Source organism: Halomonas sp. DP1Y21-3, from assembly GCF_019801245.1.
In the GTDB taxonomy this organism is placed as follows: Bacteria; Pseudomonadota; Gammaproteobacteria; order Pseudomonadales; family Halomonadaceae; genus Halomonas; species Halomonas litopenaei.
On record NZ_JAHVJM010000001.1, the window covers coordinates 483,728 to 500,598 of the forward strand.

The following is a 16,871-nucleotide window of genomic DNA, read 5'->3' on the forward strand; positions in this document are numbered from 1 at the left end:
CTTACCACCTCTTTGTCTTGACGTTGTGTACGTGCAGGTGCTCGCCCTGCTTGATCGGCTGGACGACGCGACCGATATCGACGCCGTACTTCATCACGGTGTCGCCCTCATCGAGGTCACGAATGGCCAGCTTGTGACCGATGGGAATGGCGTCGCTCACCTCGAAGGTGACCGTCTGGTCCTGATGCATGACCCAGCCTGTCAGGGTCTGCCCCGCCTCGACGCCTTCGACCACCACGACCCCGACACTGTCGTCGGCATCGTGCACTACGAAATCGATGCTCATGCTGCCCCTCTCCTGAACGAATGTTGTTGACGTTGTGATATCGCCGGTTGGCCCTGGGCAGGTGTCGCTTGCTGCCCTCACAACTCATGTATAGGACATAGGATATAGGTTAGTCAAGTATCAACTAGATTTCCCTCGAGCTATACTGCCGACGAAGAAACGGGCCTCGCCCAACGCAAAGAAGGAACCCGCATGGATCAGCCAAGCCTCAGCTACCGACCGCTCTACCAGCAGATCAAGGAGGTGCTGCTTCAGCGCATCGTCTCGGGAGAGTGGGCACCCGGCACCTTTATCCCCAGCGAGTCGGCGTTGGCCAAGGAGTATCAGGTCAGTGTCGGCACCCTGAGAAAGGCGCTGGACTCCCTGGCCAGCGACAACGTGGTGATCCGCTACCAGGGCAAGGGCACCGTGGTCGCCACCCACGATCAGGACAGCTCGCTGTTTCGCTTCTTCCACCTGACCCGACTCGATGGCAGCCGCTCGCTGCCGACATCGCGCATCCTGGTGCGCGAAAGGCGCCCGGCCAACGAAGAGGAAATGGAGGTGCTGGGATTGGAGGACGCAGACGACGTCATCCACATTCGCCGCGTCAGGGAGCTCGACGAACGCCCCGCCCTGCTCGAGGACGTGGTGGTCGCGGCGACACGCTTTCCGACGCTGGAAAGCCTGCCGGAGACCCTGCCGAACACCCTCTATCAACTGTATCAGCAGCGTTTCGGCTGCAACGTCAGCCACGCCGAGGAACGCCTGTTCGCGGTGGCGGCGGGCAAGGACGAAGCCCACCACCTGGAAATCGCCGAAGGCAGTCCGATCCTCGAGATCCGGCGGGTGGCAAGAGATATTCAGGAGCAGGCGCTGGAGTACCGAGTGTCCCGTTGCGAGACCCGGCATCACTGTTACTTCAATGAGTTGTAGGGCGAACTGTAGCGTGTAGATACGCGAAAGGCCGGCATCACTGCCGGCCTTTCGCTACTTGCCTTTTGCCAACGCCCGCTTAAAGCCCCCTTCGCTTCTGCGTCAGGGCCCCGCTCGGGACAAGGCGACGATCAGTCACCGAAGGGATTGCGCAGGACGATGGTCTCGTTGCGGTCCGGGCCGGTGGAGATGATGTCGATGGAGGTGCCGACCTGCTCCTCGAGGAAGCTGATGTAGGCGCGGGCGGCGTTGGGCAGGTCCTCGACGCGCTTGACGCCCAGAGTCGACTCGCTCCAGCCCGGCAGGTCCTGGTAGACCGGCTCGATGGCCTCGTAGCCTTCGGAGTCCACCGGGTTGTCGAGCACTTCACCGTCCTTGCTGCGATAGCCCACGCAGACACGGATGTTCTCGAGGCCGTCCAGTACGTCGAGCTTGGTCAGGCAGATGCCGGATACCGAGTTGATCTGCACCGCGTGACGCAGCGCCACGGCATCGAACCAGCCGCAACGACGGGCGCGACCGGTGGTGGCACCGAACTCGTGGCCCTTCTCTGCCAGGTGACGGCCGTGCTCGTCGAACAGCTCGGTGGGGAACGGACCAGAGCCGACACGGGTGGTGTAGGCCTTGGTGATACCCAGCACGTAGTCCAGATACAGCGGGCCGACGCCTGAACCGGTGGCGGTGCCGCCGGCGGTGGTGTTGGAGCTGGTGACGTAGGGGTAGGTACCGTGGTCGATGTCCAGCAGCGAACCCTGGGCGCCTTCGAACAGGATGTTTTCGCCACCCTTGCGCAGGTCGTGGACCAGGCTCACGGTGTCGGTGACCATCGGACGCAGCTCTTCGGCCATCTCCATGGCGCTTTCCAGGGTCGCCTGGAAGTCCACCGGCTCTTCGCCGTGGTACTTGGTCAGCACGAAGTTGTGGTAGTCCAGCACCTCGCCCAGCTTCGACGCAAAGCGCTCGCGGTGAAGCATATCGCCCAGGCGCAGGCCGCGGCGGGCGACCTTGTCTTCGTAGGCCGGACCGATGCCGCGACCGGTGGTGCCGATCTTGGCGATGCCACGGGCCTTCTCGCGAGCCTGGTCCAGGCGCACGTGGTAGTCGAGGATCAGCGGACAGGCCGGCGACAGGCGCAGGCGCTGGCGCACCGGCACGCCCTTGCTCTCGAGCTCGCGGATTTCCTTGATCAGCGCCTCCGGCGACAGCACCACGCCGTTGCCGATGACGCAGGTCTTGTCCTCGCGCAGCACGCCGGACGGAATCAGGTGCAGGACGGTCTTTTCACCGTCGATGACCAGGGTGTGGCCGGCATTGTGACCGCCCTGAAAACGCACCACGGCGGAGGCGGACTCGGTCAGCAGGTCGACGACCTTGCCCTTGCCTTCATCGCCCCATTGGGTACCCAGTACGACTACGTTCTTGCCCATTGCAGTTCTCGTCTCTTCTTGGTTGCGCCTTGGCGCCACAGTCGATTAAAGCGCCACGCCCCGGCGCCCCGGTATTGCTTGCCAGACAGTGCCAGGCACTGCCGATCGGATCATGTCGCCAGCGGTTCGAGCACCCAGCGCTGGTCTCGGGCCACCAGCTGCTCGCTGCAGCCGTGTCCTGCCGCGCGCTGTCCGGGCAGCCCCTGGATCACCCGGCGCCCCTGACGCCTCAAGGCCTGAACCGCCTCGTCGAGGCCCTCGGCGTCACCTTCCGCCGGCGCCCAGACGCTGTCGCTGGCGGCCTCGCTGGAGGCCAGCGTCGCCAACAGCTTCAGATCCATCGAGAAGCCGGTAGCAGGCCTGGCGCGACCGAAGGCACGGCCGGTGTCGTCGTAGCGCCCGCCCTTGGCCAGGGCTTGACCGTACCCCGGCACGTAGGCGGCGAACATCATGCCGGTGTGGTACTGATAGCCGCGCAGCTCGGCCAGGTCAAAGTAGCAGGCCACTTCGGGGTGTTCGCGATGCACGCCCTGATACAGCTCGCACAGCTTGTCGAGGGCGTCGTTGACCGCCTGGGGCGCCTCGGCAAAGGCTTCGCGGGCCTGGTCGAGCACCTCGGGGCCGCCGTGCAGCTCGCCCAGGGTGCGGAACATGGCCGCCAGAGCGGGATCGCTTACCGCCCTGGACACCTCTGCCTCTAGCTGCCCCGGCGACTTCAGTGCCAGCGCCGCGGAGATGGCGTATTCGGCCTCGGCGTCGAGCTCGGCGACCTCGACCAGGTTGCGGTAGATGCCGACGTGGCCAAGCGCCAGGTGCACCTCGCCGGCGCCGGAGGCCGAGAGGCTCTCCAGCGCCAGGCGCAGGATCTCGAGATCCGCCGCCAGGCTGGCGCTGCCGAACAGCTCGACACCGACCTGGACCGGGCTGCGCCCGCCCTGATGCTTGTCGGCCTTGGCTCGCAGCACATTGGTGCAGTAGCACAGACGCACCGGCCCTTCGCGCTTGAGCGAGTGGGCATCGATGCGCGCCACCTGCGGCGTGACGTCGGCGGTCACCCCCATCATGCGCCCGGTGAGCTGGTCGGTGAGCTTGAAGGTCTGAAGGTCGAGATCGGTGCCGGTGCCGGTCAGCAGGGAGTCGAGAAACTCCACCGGGGGCGGCATCACCTGGTCGTAACCCCAGAGATGGAAGAGGTCGAGCAGCGCCCGGCGCAGCTCCTCCATACGACTGGCCTGAGGCGGCAGCACCTCGTCCATGCCGTCGGGCAGGAGCCAGCGGTCAGCGATGGTCATGTCGATATCCTGCTTGGTCGATATCTTGCTTAGACGGTGGGCCTGGTCCGCGCGCACGCAAAACCTCGCGCACTGGTGAAATCCGGGAACTCATCTCGGAGCGGTCTCGGAACTTCTGGCGTGCTGGCGAATGCGTCGGACGGAACGATGTCGGGAATGACGGCCACAAAAAAACCGGGCCACGCCCGGTTTACCGATTCTATCACGTTTGGCCGCCAGTTGAACCCCGCAAGGGCGGCATTCGCCCTTGCGGTCGGCGGCCAGGGGCCACCGCTAGCCCTGGGGCTGGCTGCCAGCTCCCTGGGGATCGGCGCTCTTGAGGTAACGGAAGAAGTCGCTGGAGGGATCCAGCACCATCATGTTGCCCTCGCCGGCACCGAAGGAGTCGCGATAGGCGTTGAGGCTACGCCAGAAGCGATAGAACTCGGTATCGCCCTCGTAGGCGTCGGAGTAGATACCGGCGGCCTCGGCGTCACCCTCACCACGCAGGGTCTCGGCACGCTCGTTGGCCTGGGCCAGCAGCACCTGACGGCGGCGATCGGCGTTGGCACGAATCCGCTCGGACTCCTCCTGGCCCTGGGCACGCCACTCGCGGGCCTCACGCTCACGCTCGGAGCGCATGCGATCGTACACCGCCGAGGACACGTCCTCGGGCAGGTCGATACGCTTGACCCGCACGTCGAGGATGGCCACCCCGATCTCTTCGCGCATCAGCTTGTCGAGCTCCTCGGTGGGGCCGGACATCAGCTCGTCACGCTTCTCGGAGATGATCTGCTGCAGGTTCAGCTGGCCGAACTCGTTACGCAGGCTCTCGTCGACCCGCGGCTGGATCAGGCGCACCGCCATCAGCTCGTCGCCGGCCGTGGCCTCGTAGTAGCGAGTGGGGTTGACCACCTGCCACTTGACGTAGGAGTCCACGATCACCGCCTTCTGCTCCTGGGTCAGGTAGCGGCTGGCGTCGGTGTCCAGGGTCAGCACCCGGGTGTCGAATTTGCGAATGGTCTGGGTGATCGGCACCTTGACGTGCAGGCCCGGCTGGATATTTTCCTCGATGATCTCACCGAAGCGCAGCTTGACCGCACGCTCGGTCTCGTCGACCACGTAGAGGCTGTTGCTGGCCAGCCAGGCGGCGGCGGCCAGGCCGCCGACGATGAGCAGGGATCGATTATTGATCATTTAGCGACCCTCCCGCTGAATACCGGTGTCACGACCGTTGCGGTTCGAGCTTGAATTGGAGGCCGCGTTGGCGGACTCGGCACGGATGCGCTCCAGCACCTGCGGATCGAGCTGATTCTCGGCGTCGGCAGCGGTGGATGTGCCCAGACCACGGCCGATACGGTCCATCGGCAGCACCATCAAGGGGCCATCCTGATCGACGTCCACCAGTACCTTGTTGGTCTGGCCGAGCACCTCGGAGATGGCGTCGAGGTAGAGACGCTCGCGCATCACCTCGGGGGCATTGCGATACTGGGTCAGCAGTGCGGTGAAGCGGTTGGCCTGACCACGCGCCTCGGCGACCACTGATTCGCGGTAACCCTGGCCCTGCTCGACGATACGCTGCGCCTGACCCTGAGCCGCCGGGATGATGGCGTTGGCATAGGCCATGGCCTGGTTGATCGTGCGCTGACGATCCTCGCGGGCACGGATGACGTCATCGAAGGCGTCCTGCACCGCATCGGGCGGCGAGGTGGACTCGACGTTCAGGGTCACCAGGCGGATACCGGTACCGTAGTTGTCCAGGTAGGTCTGCAGACGGCTGGTCACGGCACTGCCGAGAATCTCACGACCCGAGGTCAGGATGTCGATCATGTCGGTGCCACCGACCACGTGACGCAGCGCCGAGTCGAGGGCGTTTTCCAGCGACAGCTCGGGATCACGCACATTGAGCACGTAGTCACGCGGCGCTGCCACCTGGTACTGGGCCGAGATCTCGACCGAGACGATGTTCTCGTCCTGGGTCAGCATCGACTGGGTCTGGCTGACCGAACGCACGCGGGTGACGTTGACCATGCGCACGTCGTCGATCAGCGGCGGATTCCACTGCAGACCCGGGGTGACGACTTCCTGGAACTTGCCAAAGCGCAGCACGACGCCACGCTCCGACTGGTCGACCAGATAGAAGCCGCTGGCCGCCCATACGGCGAGACCGATGATGATCAACAGTCCCGGCAAGGCGAAGGTATTGCGCGGGCGATTGCCGCCGCCCTTGCCGCCATCCTTGCCACCGCCGCGCTTGCCGCCGCGGCCGCCGAGCATGCCATTGAGCTTGTCCTGAAACTTCTTCAGGGCCTCATCGAGGTCGGGGGGACCCTGATTGTCGCCACCGCGGTTGCCACCGCCCCCATTACCGCCACGGCGCCCCCCGCCACTCCAGGGGTCGTGCTGGTTGCCGTTGCCGCCACCAGGCTCATTCCAGGCCATACGTCGTCTCCACTCTGTGCCCCCGCCTAGACGAGGCGCATCGATTGCGATCCTTGGAAAACACTGCATACATTGCTGCGCTCGGCATCTCGGCCGCCGGCGGTGCTCAAGGTTCTCATTTAACCCTGTGTCAACTCCGACCTTTGCGCTCCGGCGGCGACCGAACTGTCGTCGCTCGCGACATTTCTTCAGTGCTTTCCTTGTGGCGTCGCCATCCGGGCGACGCTCTTGCCGACCCGTCAGGCGGGTCGGTTCAGGCTTCCCAGACGTCGCGTTCCTGCAGCGCGACGGGAAGGTAATCGGCGGCACGCTCGCCAAGGCGTGCCATCAACTGATTGAAGTCACGACGCGGCAGACGCACATCCAGCTGCGTCTGGCCGTCCTCATCGAAGGACTCGTCGCGCACGGCATTCAGCTCATGCAGCGCCGCGCGCAGCTTGCCCTGCTCCGGCGTCAGGGTCAGCGAGAAGTCGATGATGTCTTCTGCCAGCCGCTCGGTCAGGGCCTGGGTCAGCAGGTCCAGTCCCAGCCCCTTCTGCGCCGACAGCCACACCGTCTGCGGTACCCCGTGCTCGTCGCGCTCGATGCGTGGCGAACTGTCGAACAGGTCGATCTTGTTCATCACCTTGAGCGTCGGCACGTCCAGCGCGCCGATCTCGTCGAGCACCGCCTCCACCTGGGTGACGTTGAGCTCGCGATCAGGATCCGCTGAGTCGATCACATGCACCAGCAGGCTGGCCTCGGCGGCCTCCTGCAGGGTGGCACGGAACGCCTCCACCAGCTTGTGCGGCAGGTGGCGGATAAAGCCCACCGTGTCCGCCAGCACCACCGGCCCCACGTCCTCGACCTCAAGACGCCGCAGCGTAGGGTCGAGAGTAGCGAAGAGCTGGTCCGCCGCATAGACCTCAGACGCCGTCAAGCTGTTGAAAAGCGTTGACTTGCCGGCGTTGGTGTAGCCCACCAGCGAGACGCTGGGGATCTCGGCACGCGAGCGGGCGCGGCGATTCTGACTGCGCTGGCTACGCACCTTGTCCAGGCGCTTGTGGATCGACTTGATGCGCGCACGCAGCAGGCGACGGTCGGTCTCGAGCTGGGTTTCACCCGGACCGCGCAGGCCGATACCGCCCTTCTGGCGTTCCAGGTGGGTCCAGCCTCGCACCAGCCGCGTGGACATGTACTCGAGCTGGGCCAGCTCCACCTGCAGCTTGCCCTCGTGAGTCCGCGCCCGCTGGGCGAAGATATCCAGAATCAGGCCCGTACGATCGAGCACACGACACTTCAGCGTCTGCTCGACGTTGCGTTCCTGGGAAGGACTGAGCGCGTGGTTGAAGATCACCAGTTCGGCCTTGTGTACCGCCAGGGCCTCGCCGATTTCCTCGAGCTTGCCCGACCCCACGAAACTCCTGGGGTCGGGTCGTTGCCGCGAGCCGGTCACGAGGGTTGCGGGTTCGGCACCCGCCGACCTCACCAGCTCGTGGAACTCACCGGGATCTTCGCGCTCCTTCTCGTCCTGAAAGTCGATATGGACGAGTACCGCCGTTTCACCGGCGTCGGGACGTTCAAAAAACAATCAATACCTCACGAAATATCAGCTCTCCGGCTGCGCAGCGGGATCCTGGGCCGGCAGACGCACATTGCGTGACGGCACCACCGTGGAGATGGCGTGCTTATAGACCATCTGGCTGACGGTGTTGCGCAGCAGGATGACAAATTGGTCAAAGGATTCGATCTGGCCCTGCAGCTTGATGCCGTTGACCAGGAAAATCGATACCGGAATGCGCTCCTTGCGCAGAATGTTCAGGTACGGGTCTTGAAGGGACTGCCCTTTGGACATGTTGCTCTCCCTGAAGTGTCTTAGGGTTTTAGGTTATGGTGCCGCCCGCCGAGGTCTTCAAGACGGCGGGCGACAGGTATTCGGTTGTTCGGCGGGACCCTGCAAGTGGTCGCACGAACTCGTTATCTTACGCTAAGTCCCCGCTTCGCGCACGAGTTTCACGAGGCGCTCGGCGGGGTCGGCCGCCAACGGGTCCACCCAGGTCAGCGCAGGCCAGCAACGCATCCAGGTCAGCTGCCGCTTGGCCAACTGACGCGTTGCCACCACGCCACGATGAATGAACGTCTCACGATCAAACTCGCCATCCAGGTACTGCCATGCCTGACGATAGCCCACGCTCTTCATCGATGGCAGCGACAGCGTCAAATCGCCACGCGCCTTGAGCGCCGCCACTTCATCGAGAAATCCGCCGTCCAGCATGGCGTTGAAGCGCCTGGCGATTCTCTCGTGCAGCACGGAGCGCTCGGCGGGAGCGAGCCCTATGGACAGCAGACGAAAGGGAAAGGTTTCACGACGCTGTTCATTCCATAACTCGCTCATCGGGCGACCGGACAACTCGAACACTTCCAGCGCCCGCATCAGGCGCTGAGGATCATTGGGGTGAATGCGCGCGGCCGACTCGGGATCGACTTCGCCCAGGCGCCGATGCAGCGCCTCGAGCCCTTCCTGCTCGGCCTGGCGGGACAGGCGTTCACGCACGGCGCTGTCCGCCGAGGGCAGGTTGGCGACCCCCTCGACCAGGCGCTTGTAGTACATCATGGTGCCACCGACCAGCAGCGGCAGCCGGCCACTGGCGGCGATATCGTGCATCTCGGCCAGGGCATCGTCGCGAAACTCTGCCGCCGAGTAGGCCTGGGCCGGATCACGGATATCGATCAGTCGATGGGGCGCCCGGGCGAGTTCCTCGGCCGAGGGCTTGGCCGAGCCGATGTCCATGCCGCGATAGATCATCGCCGAATCGACGCTGATGATCTCGCCCCCCAGGCGCTCGCGGATCTCGATGGCAAGATCGGTCTTGCCCGCCGCCGTGGGGCCCATCAGCAGCAGCGCCAGCGGTCGGTCGTCCTGCGCGGGCGGCGTGGCCGCGGCCGGAGCGTCTGTCGGCGCCATCATTGCCCTCGCAGAAACAGCCGGTCCAGATCCTTGAGGCTCATCTGGGTCCAGGTGGGGCGGCCATGGTTGCACTGACCGCTGCGCTCGGTGCGCTCCATGTCACGCAGCAGCGCGTTCATCTCGGCAATGGTCAACTGGCGATTGGCGCGTACGCTGCCGTGGCAGGCCATGGTCGACAGCAGCTCGTTAATGTGGGCCTCGATGCGATCGGAGCGACCGTAGCGCTCCAGGTCCGAGAGCATCTCGCGCACCAACGGTTCCACGTCGGCATCGGCCAGCAGCGCCGGCACCTGGCGCACCAGCAGGGTCTCCGGACCGGCGGCATCGAGTTCGACACCAAGCCGGGTGAAGGCTTCGCGCTCGCGCTCGGCGGTCTCGACCTCGGCGGCACTGACCGCCAGCGACACCGGTACCAGCAGCGGCTGGGCGTCCAGCGCGCCACCGTGGACCTGGGTCTTCATGCGCTCGTAGACGATCCGTTCGTGGGCCGCGTGCATGTCCACCAGCACCAGCCCCTGGGCGCTCTGGGCCAGAATGTAGATGCCGTGCAACTGGGCGATGGCGTAGCCCAGCGGCGGCGCCTGGGTGGCGTCGTCTTCCGGCATTACCTCAGGCGTCGACGAGGTGAGCGATGCGCCGCCGACCCCAGCAGGGGACTCGCTAGCCGCGCCAGCGGCGCCGGGCCAGGTTCTCGGCGTGGGGCTATGGCGCTCGGCCTGGGCCGTGCCGGCGGCCAGACCGCCGGCGCCAGGGCCTCCTGGCTGCGGCGTCAGCAGGCTGTCTTCGTGGTCCGGATGCAGCTTTCGGTAGCCGTCCATGAAGGCGCGCACCCGGTCCGGGGTGACACCGCCCTCGCCCTCGTCGCGGCGCGGGTACAGCGCCATCGGCTGCTGCTGCCAGGAAGGCTGTTGCTGGGACGGGTGTTGGCCGGGATTCCCGCCCTGGGGGGTCGGCTCGCGGATCTCGCCGGTCTCGGGGTCGACGTCGAGGCTATCACTCTGGATGCTCGCCTGCTGCTGCGAAGACTGACCATCCTGATGCCCTGCGCGGGCCTCGCCCAACGCCCGGTGCAGGCTCGAGAACAGAAAGTCGTGGACCATGCGCCCGTCGCGAAAGCGCACCTCGTGCTTGGTCGGGTGGACATTGACGTCCACCACCGTGGGGTCCACGTCCAGATAGAGCACGAATACCGGGTGGCGACCATTGAACAGCACATCGCGATAGGCCTGGCGGATGGCGTGGGCCACCAGCCGGTCGCGCACCACCCTGCCATTGACGAAGAAGTACTGCTGGTCGGCCTGGGCGCGAGAGTGGGTCGGTAGCCCCACCCAGCCCCACAGGCGCAGGCTGCCGGTGGCGATGTCCAGGGTCAGGGCATTGTCCAGGAAGTTCTTGCCCAGCAGCGAAGCGAGACGTCGCTCCACCGCGTGGTCATCCCGTGCCACCGGCAACTGGTGGATGGTCTTCTGGTTGTGGCGAAGGGTCCAGCCGATGTCGAAGCGCGACAGCGCCTGGCGCCGAAAGGCCTCCTCGACATGGTTGAACTCGGTTTTTTCGGTACGCAGGAACTTGCGCCGTGCCGGAGTGTTGAAAAACAGATCACGCACCGCCACCGAAGTACCTCGCGGATGGGGAGCCGGCGTGACGCGGGGCTCCATGCGACGCCCTTCGGCCACCACCCGCCAGCCGCCCTGAGGGTCCTGCTCGACGTTGGAGGTCAGTTCCAGTCGCGACACCGAGCTGATCGAGGCCAGCGCCTCGCCGCGAAAGCCCAGGCTGGCGACGCCCTCGAGCTCCTCCAGCGACAGGATCTTGCTGGTGGCGTGTCGTGACAGCGCCAGCGGCAGGTCCTCCTCGCCGATGCCGGAGCCATCGTCACGGATCCGGATCAACCGGGCACCGCCGGACTCGATGTCCACCTCGATGCGGGTGCTGCCGGCGTCGATGGCGTTCTCGATCAGCTCCTTGACCACCGAGGCCGGGCGTTCCACCACCTCGCCGGCGGCGATCTGGTTGGCCAGCCGGGGGTCGAGAATCTTGATCGAGCGGCGCTGTGACACCTGGACGCCAGGCTCGCTCTCACACGGGATATCACTCATGAACTGGGAATCCTCAACACCTGGCCGACGCGAATGACGTCCCCGGACAGCTCGTTGACCTGCTTGAGCGCGCTGAGCGCCACGCCGTGACGCGAGGCGATGGCGGACAGGGTGTCGCCTGGCTGGATGCGATACTCGTTGGTAGCGGTGGACCGCCCCTGATCGCGCTGCCAGGCCAGCAGGCTTGCCGGTGGCGGGTTGCGCTCGAAGTGCGAGCGGATGCCGCCGAACACGGCGCTCATCATCCGCTGCTGGTAACCACCGTCCTTGAGTCGTCGCTCTTCCTCGGGGTTGGAGATAAAGCCCGTCTCCACCAGCAGGGAAGGAATGTCCGGGGACTTCAGCACCACGAAGCCGGCCTGCTCGACCCTGGGCTTGTGCAGATCATTGATGCGCCCGATGCGACTGAGCACCTCATCGCCGATGGTCAGGGAGTCATTGAGGGTCGCGGTCATTGTCAGGTCCAGCAGCACGCCTCTGAGCACCTGGTCCTTGTCATCCAGCGACAGGTTGCCGTCGACCCCGCCGATCAGATCAGAGCGGTTCTCGCTGGCCGCCAGCCACTTGGCGGTCTCCGAGGTGGCTCCGCTCTGGGACAGCGCGAACACCGAGCTGCCGTGGGGACGCGGACTGTTGAAGGCGTCGGCGTGAATGGAGACGAAGAAGTCGGCCTTCTGCTCGCGGGCGATCAGGGTGCGCTGACGCAGCCCGACGTAGTAGTCGCCGTCGCGGATCAGCACCGCCTTGAAGCCGGGGGAGTCGTTGATCATGCGCGCCAGGCGATCGGCCATCTGCAGCACCACGTCCTTCTCGCGGGTACCACTCGGGCCTAGCGCGCCGGGGTCCTCGCCACCGTGCCCGGCGTCCACGGCGATGATGATGTCGCGCTTGGGATGGGGCTGAGCGGTGTCGATCACCGGTGCTGCCTCCACCGGGTCACGGCCCTCGGCCACCGCCACGGTCTTGGCCCGCTCGGCGGCGATCTCCTGCTCACGGATCATCGACTCGATCGGATCGATGGGGTCTTCCACCGCGCTCTCGCCGGGGTACTCCAGATCCACCACCAGACGATCGCCGTACTGGTTGTTGGGCGCCAACGAGAAGTGACGCGGCTCGATGGCACGGCTGAGCTCGAGCACCACGCGCAGATCGCCGCCATCGCGCACGCCTGTGCGCACCGAGCTGATGGCGCTGTTGGACAGGTCCATGCTGGCAGGATCGGCGGCCAGACTGGTGCCACTGAGATCGATGACCAGCCGGCGCGGGTTGTCGAGCTCGAACACGTTGGCGGTGGCCGGCGCCGACAGGTCGAACACCAGCCGCGAGTGATCCGGCGCGGCCCACAGGCGCATGTTGTCCACGCTGGCGGCCTGGGCAAGGCTCGAAAGCGTAAGGCCCAGTGTGGCCACCAACGTCAATAGACCAGCACCCATACGGGCCGAAAGGCGACGCCTCATGCCTTGCCTCCCGCCAGTCGTTGATCGCGGGAGACTTCGTCTTCCAGGCGTGTCAGCAGCGCTTCGCCCAGGGTCGTGGCGGCGCTGATGCGCGCCTCGCGCCCTTCTGTCTCGGCGTGGCTTAGCGCTACCTCGAGATCCGGCGGCGTCAGCCAGCCCTCGCCGCGCTCGGCCCACTCCACCAGGCACAGATGCCCCTCGGCGAGCAGATCGCGCCCACCGATGAACTCAAGCTCCTCGGGATCGCCCAGGCGGTAGAGGTCAAAGTGGTGCAGCGTGACCGGCTCCCCGTCCAGCGAAAGCTCGTAGGGCTCCACCAGGGTATAGGTAGGACTCTTCACCGCACCTTGATGGCCGTAGGCGCGCAACACACCGCGAGCCAGGGTGGTCTTGCCGGCCCCAAGCTCTCCCGACAGGTGGACGCGTCCTCGTCCTTGCAAGGCCCGTCCCAGGCACTCCCCCAGTGCGACCTGGCGGTCTTCATCATCGAGTCGCAGCTGCATCTTCCTCGCCCATCGTCGGATTGACCAATTTTCGTGCACAGGATGCCAGATCGCTGGCCAACAGACCACGCTCACCGCCCTCTCTTGCCGCCATGTCACCGGCCAGGGCATGCACCAGCACGCCCAGCCGCGCGGTGCGTTCCAGTGACCAGCCCGGGGCCTGGCCCTGGGCCATCAAGCCCGCCAGCACACCGGTCAGGGTATCGCCCATGCCGCCGCTGGCCATGCCCGGGTTGCCGAAAGGACACAGCGCCAGGCCGTCGGGACCGGCGATCAACGTTCCGGCCCCCTTGAGCACGATCACCCCGCCCCAGCGTTGCTGCAGGGCGCGCGCGGCACCGGGGCGGTCCGCCTCGACCTCGGCCACGCTGGTCTCGAGCAGGCGTGCCGCTTCTCCCGGATGGGGGGTCAGGATCCAGTCGTCACGCCGCTGATCGGCAAAGCGGCTGACCAGCAGATTGAGGGCATCGGCGTCCAGCACCAGCGGAATTGAACGCTTCAGCGCGGTCTGCAATACCGATTGGCCCCAGCTCCCCTGACCAAGCCCTGGCCCCACGGCGAGCACACTCAGGCGATCCAGCAGCTCATCGAGTTCGCTGGCATGGGTCACCCCACGCGCCATGACCTCGGGGCAGCGCACCAGACTGGCACCGACGTGTTCCGGCGCGGTGGCCAGCAGCACCCGGCCAGCGCCCACCCTGGCGCAGGCCTCTGCCGCCAGCAGGGCGGCCCCGCCGAACCCGGGTGCGCCACCGAAGATGCCGGCGAATCCGGCGGCGCCCTTGTGCATGTCGCGCTCACGCGGAGGCAACGCCAGGTTCACCAGGCTCGACTGCAGGCGCCAGGCGGTGGGCGCGATATCGTCATGGGCCAGGGCGTCCACCCCCAGTGATTCCACCACCACCTCGCCGGCCAGGGCGGCGCCACGCCCGGTGTGCAGTCCCAGCTTGTCGGCGATAAAGGTCACCGTCATCACCGCCCTGACCGCCATGCTGGGCTCGGCGCCGCCGTCGGCGGTGATGCCCGAGGGAATATCCACCGCCAGCACCGGACACCGGCTTTCATTGATGGCGGCGATGGCCGCGGCGTAGTTCGGACGCAGGTCGCCGGCAAAGCCGGTGCCGAGCATGGCATCGACCACCACGTCCCCTTCCACGCGCAATCCTTCTCGCCATTCGACAAAGCCGACCCCAGCGTCGTCAGCCATCTCGGCCGCGCGCAAGGCGTCGCCCTTGAGGCGTTCACGCGGGGTCAGGGAAATCCGCTGCACCTGGCGCCCTTCGGTCGCGGCCAGCGCTGCCAGTACATGGCCGTCGCCGCCGTTGTTGCCACCACCGCAGAACACCGTCAGCGACTTGGTCGCCGGCCAGCGCGCCTTCAGCCAGCGCCAGGCGACGCCGGAGGCCCGGTGCATCAGGGCGAAGCCGTCGCTCTCGCCGGCGATCGCCCGTCGGTCCAGCTCGCGCACCTGCTCGGCGGTGTACAACGGAGTCTGTCCTGGCTCAATCACGCCGCCGTCCAAGATGTCCATGCGGTTCTCCCTTCGATCGTGATGGTCTACCATGGCGGTCACTTCCTTCCCTATGAAGTCTAAGCCCTTCTCCTCTCGCGCCAAGCGCAGAGCCGGGCTGTCTTGCCATTTGCCGGGTATGTCCTCATTTATGTCTGCATCGTCCCCGTCCACCGACGTCGACTTCAACGACCTGGCGGCGCGCATCCGCACCTGGGGGCGGGAGCTCGGCTTCCAGCAGGTCGGCATCACCGACGTCGACTTGAGCGACGACGAGGCTCACCTCGAGCGCTGGCTGGAGGCAGGTTTCCACGGCGAGATGGGCTTCATGGCCAAGCACGGCACCAAACGCACCCGTCCGGCCGAGCTCGAACCCGGCACCATCAGGGTCATCAGTGTGCGCCTGGATTATCTGCCGCCGGAGGTGGAGACCACCAAGGTGCTGGGGCAGCCCAGCCGCGCCTATGTGTCACGCTATGCCACCGGGCGTGACTACCACAAGCTGATGCGCAAGCGGCTCCAGCGCCTGGCAAAGACCATCGAGGCGGAAGTCGGGGACTTCGGCTACCGCGCCTTCGTCGACTCGGCCCCGGTGATGGAGCGCGGCCTGGCGCGCAAGGCCGGTATCGGCTGGTTCGGCAAGAACGCCATGCTGCTCAATCCCAGAGCCGGCTCGATGTTCTTTCTCGGTGAGCTTTACACCGACCTGCCGCTGCCGGTGGACGAGCCATTCGAGCAGGAACACTGTGGCAGCTGCAGCGCCTGCCGCACCGCCTGCCCTACCGGCGCCATCGTCGAGGACAAGGTGGTCGACGCCCGCGCCTGCATTTCCTACCTGACCATCGAGCTGTTCGGCGCCATTCCCGAGCGCTATCGCGAGGCCATGGGCAATCGGGTGTTCGGCTGTGACGATTGCCAGTTGGTGTGCCCCTTCACCCGCTTCACACGGGCAAGCAGCGAACCTGACTTCGCGCCGCGCCACGATCTCGACCGGATAGAGCTGCTGACCCTGTTCGGCTGGAGCGAGGAGGAGTTTCTCGAGCGCACCGCCGGCAGCCCGATTCGTCGTATCGGCTACGAACGCTGGCTGCGCAACCTGGCGGTGGGGCTCGGTAACGCCCCCTGGAGCGCCGCCATCGAACGCGCCCTGCTCACCCGCCTGGCCTATCCCTCCGAGCTGGTGCGCGAGCACGTACGCTGGGCGCTCGCCCGCCAGCGCCAGCGGCGCGCCGAGCTGATCACCTCTGCTTGAGCGTGTCGAGCTGAGCGCCTCGAGCTGAGCGCCTCGAGCTGAGCGCCTCGAGCTGAACGCCTCGAGCTGAGCGCGCCCCTCGCCTCGAACCCAGCGTCAACTGCTGACTATTCCCCAGCCTTGAGGAACGTCTTGCGATAGTGCGCGAGTTCGGCGATGGATTCCTTGATGTCGTCCATGGCCAGGTGCACGTTGCGCTTGGAAAAGCCCTCCAGCGCCTGGGGATTCCAGCGCTTGGCCAGCTCCTTCAAGGTCGAGACGTCGAGATTGCGGTAGTGGAAAAATGCCCACAGCTCGGGCATCTCGCGCTCCAGAAAGCGCCGGTCCTGGTGGATCGAGTTGCCGCACATCGGCGAGGTTCCCGGGGCCACATGGGCTGAGAGAAACTCGAGCGTCCTGCGCTCGGCCTCGCGGGTATCGATCTGGCTCTTGCGCACCCGCTCGACCAGCCCGGAATTGCCGTGGGTACGGGTATTCCACTCATCCATGCCGGACAACAGTGCGTCGCTCTGGTGAACCGCGATCACCGGCCCCTCGGCGATGACATTGAGCTCGCCGTCGGTGACCAGGGTGGCCACCTCGATGATGCGTTCACGCTCCGGGTCGAGCCCGGTCATCTCCAGGTCGACCCAGATCAGGGCGTCGTTTCTCGGGCCGGTCTTGGCATCGTCAGAACGCGGGTTGAGGGTATCGTCGGGGCTGGCGCTGGCATCGGACATCGTCGCTTCCTTGATCAGGCGGTGGCCCTTGTCGGGACAGGGG

15 protein-coding genes are annotated in these 16,871 nt (G+C 65.9%); 2 read left to right on the top strand and 13 right to left on the bottom strand.

What is annotated here, in order from left to right; translation table 11 throughout:
• Window position 1: 1 nt before the first annotated feature.
• Window positions 2-286 carry a UxaA family hydrolase gene (locus tag KUV74_RS02035; RefSeq protein WP_045993107.1) on the bottom strand — a complete coding sequence of 95 codons (285 nt, stop codon included), beginning with the start codon at window positions 284-286 and terminating at the stop codon, window positions 2-4.
• A 192-nt stretch (window positions 287-478) separates the two neighbouring features.
• On the opposite strand from KUV74_RS02035, the gene KUV74_RS02040 reads away from it, so the two are divergent.
• Window positions 479-1,201 carry a GntR family transcriptional regulator gene (locus KUV74_RS02040; protein WP_124802592.1) on the top strand — a complete coding sequence of 241 codons (723 nt, stop codon included), beginning with the start codon at window positions 479-481 and terminating at the stop codon, window positions 1,199-1,201.
• 131 nt (window positions 1,202-1,332) lie between these two features.
• Here KUV74_RS02040 and KUV74_RS02045 read toward each other — a convergent pair whose 3' ends face one another.
• The 11 genes from KUV74_RS02045 to KUV74_RS02095 all read right to left on the bottom strand — a co-directional run bounded on the left by KUV74_RS02045 (window position 1,333) and on the right by KUV74_RS02095 (window position 14,878).
• A complete protein-coding gene (locus tag KUV74_RS02045) occupies window positions 1,333-2,628 on the bottom strand; it encodes an adenylosuccinate synthase (protein WP_045993100.1) in 1,296 nt (431 codons plus the stop codon).
• Window positions 2,629-2,738: 110 nt separating this feature from the next.
• Window positions 2,739-3,920 (bottom strand): ATP phosphoribosyltransferase regulatory subunit, encoded by a 1,182-nt coding sequence (locus KUV74_RS02050; RefSeq protein ID WP_045993099.1) that lies wholly within the window; start codon window positions 3,918-3,920, stop codon window positions 2,739-2,741.
• Window positions 3,921-4,193: 273 nt separating this feature from the next.
• Entirely contained in the window at window positions 4,194-5,096 is a 903-nt protein-coding gene (hflC, locus tag KUV74_RS02055; RefSeq protein WP_045993098.1) for a protease modulator HflC, read from the bottom strand.
• A complete protein-coding gene (gene hflK / locus KUV74_RS02060) occupies window positions 5,097-6,341 on the bottom strand; it encodes an FtsH protease activity modulator HflK (RefSeq protein WP_045993097.1) in 1,245 nt (414 codons plus the stop codon).
• Between the two features lie 253 nt (window positions 6,342-6,594).
• Complete coding sequence (gene hflX / locus KUV74_RS02065; protein ID WP_045993096.1) at window positions 6,595-7,911, bottom strand: ribosome rescue GTPase HflX; 1,317 nt, start codon at window positions 7,909-7,911, stop codon at window positions 6,595-6,597.
• A gap of 18 nt (window positions 7,912-7,929) precedes the next feature.
• Window positions 7,930-8,175, bottom strand: coding sequence for an RNA chaperone Hfq (gene hfq / locus KUV74_RS02070; protein ID WP_045993095.1), 246 nt, complete (start codon window positions 8,173-8,175; stop codon window positions 7,930-7,932).
• Window positions 8,176-8,307: 132 nt separating this feature from the next.
• The gene (gene miaA / locus KUV74_RS02075; protein WP_222515535.1) at window positions 8,308-9,285 is read right to left on the bottom strand and encodes a tRNA (adenosine(37)-N6)-dimethylallyltransferase MiaA; all 978 of its coding nucleotides are present in this window, start codon (window positions 9,283-9,285) and stop codon (window positions 8,308-8,310) included.
• On the bottom strand, window positions 9,285-11,387 hold the full coding sequence (gene mutL / locus KUV74_RS02080) for a DNA mismatch repair endonuclease MutL (protein ID WP_222515536.1): 2,103 nt from the start codon (window positions 11,385-11,387) through the stop codon (window positions 9,285-9,287). The genes miaA and mutL overlap by 1 nt, the downstream gene beginning before the upstream one ends.
• A complete protein-coding gene (locus tag KUV74_RS02085) occupies window positions 11,384-12,820 on the bottom strand; it encodes an N-acetylmuramoyl-L-alanine amidase (protein WP_108131638.1) in 1,437 nt (478 codons plus the stop codon). The genes mutL and KUV74_RS02085 overlap by 4 nt, the downstream gene beginning before the upstream one ends.
• Before the next feature lie 20 nt (window positions 12,821-12,840).
• Window positions 12,841-13,347: a tRNA (adenosine(37)-N6)-threonylcarbamoyltransferase complex ATPase subunit type 1 TsaE gene (gene tsaE, locus KUV74_RS02090; RefSeq protein ID WP_222515538.1), complete on the bottom strand. Its 507-nt coding sequence runs from the start codon at window positions 13,345-13,347 to the stop codon at window positions 12,841-12,843.
• Window positions 13,328-14,878 (bottom strand): NAD(P)H-hydrate dehydratase, encoded by a 1,551-nt coding sequence (locus KUV74_RS02095; protein WP_222515539.1) that lies wholly within the window; start codon window positions 14,876-14,878, stop codon window positions 13,328-13,330. The genes tsaE and KUV74_RS02095 overlap by 20 nt, the downstream gene beginning before the upstream one ends.
• A 130-nt stretch (window positions 14,879-15,008) precedes the next feature.
• Between KUV74_RS02095 and queG the strand changes: the two genes are divergently transcribed.
• Entirely contained in the window at window positions 15,009-16,109 is a 1,101-nt protein-coding gene (gene queG, locus KUV74_RS02100) for a tRNA epoxyqueuosine(34) reductase QueG (RefSeq protein ID WP_222515540.1), read from the top strand.
• 107 nt (window positions 16,110-16,216) lie between these two features.
• Here queG and orn read toward each other — a convergent pair whose 3' ends face one another.
• A complete protein-coding gene (gene orn / locus KUV74_RS02105) occupies window positions 16,217-16,828 on the bottom strand; it encodes an oligoribonuclease (protein WP_222515541.1) in 612 nt (203 codons plus the stop codon).
• Window positions 16,829-16,871: the final 43 nt, after the last annotated feature.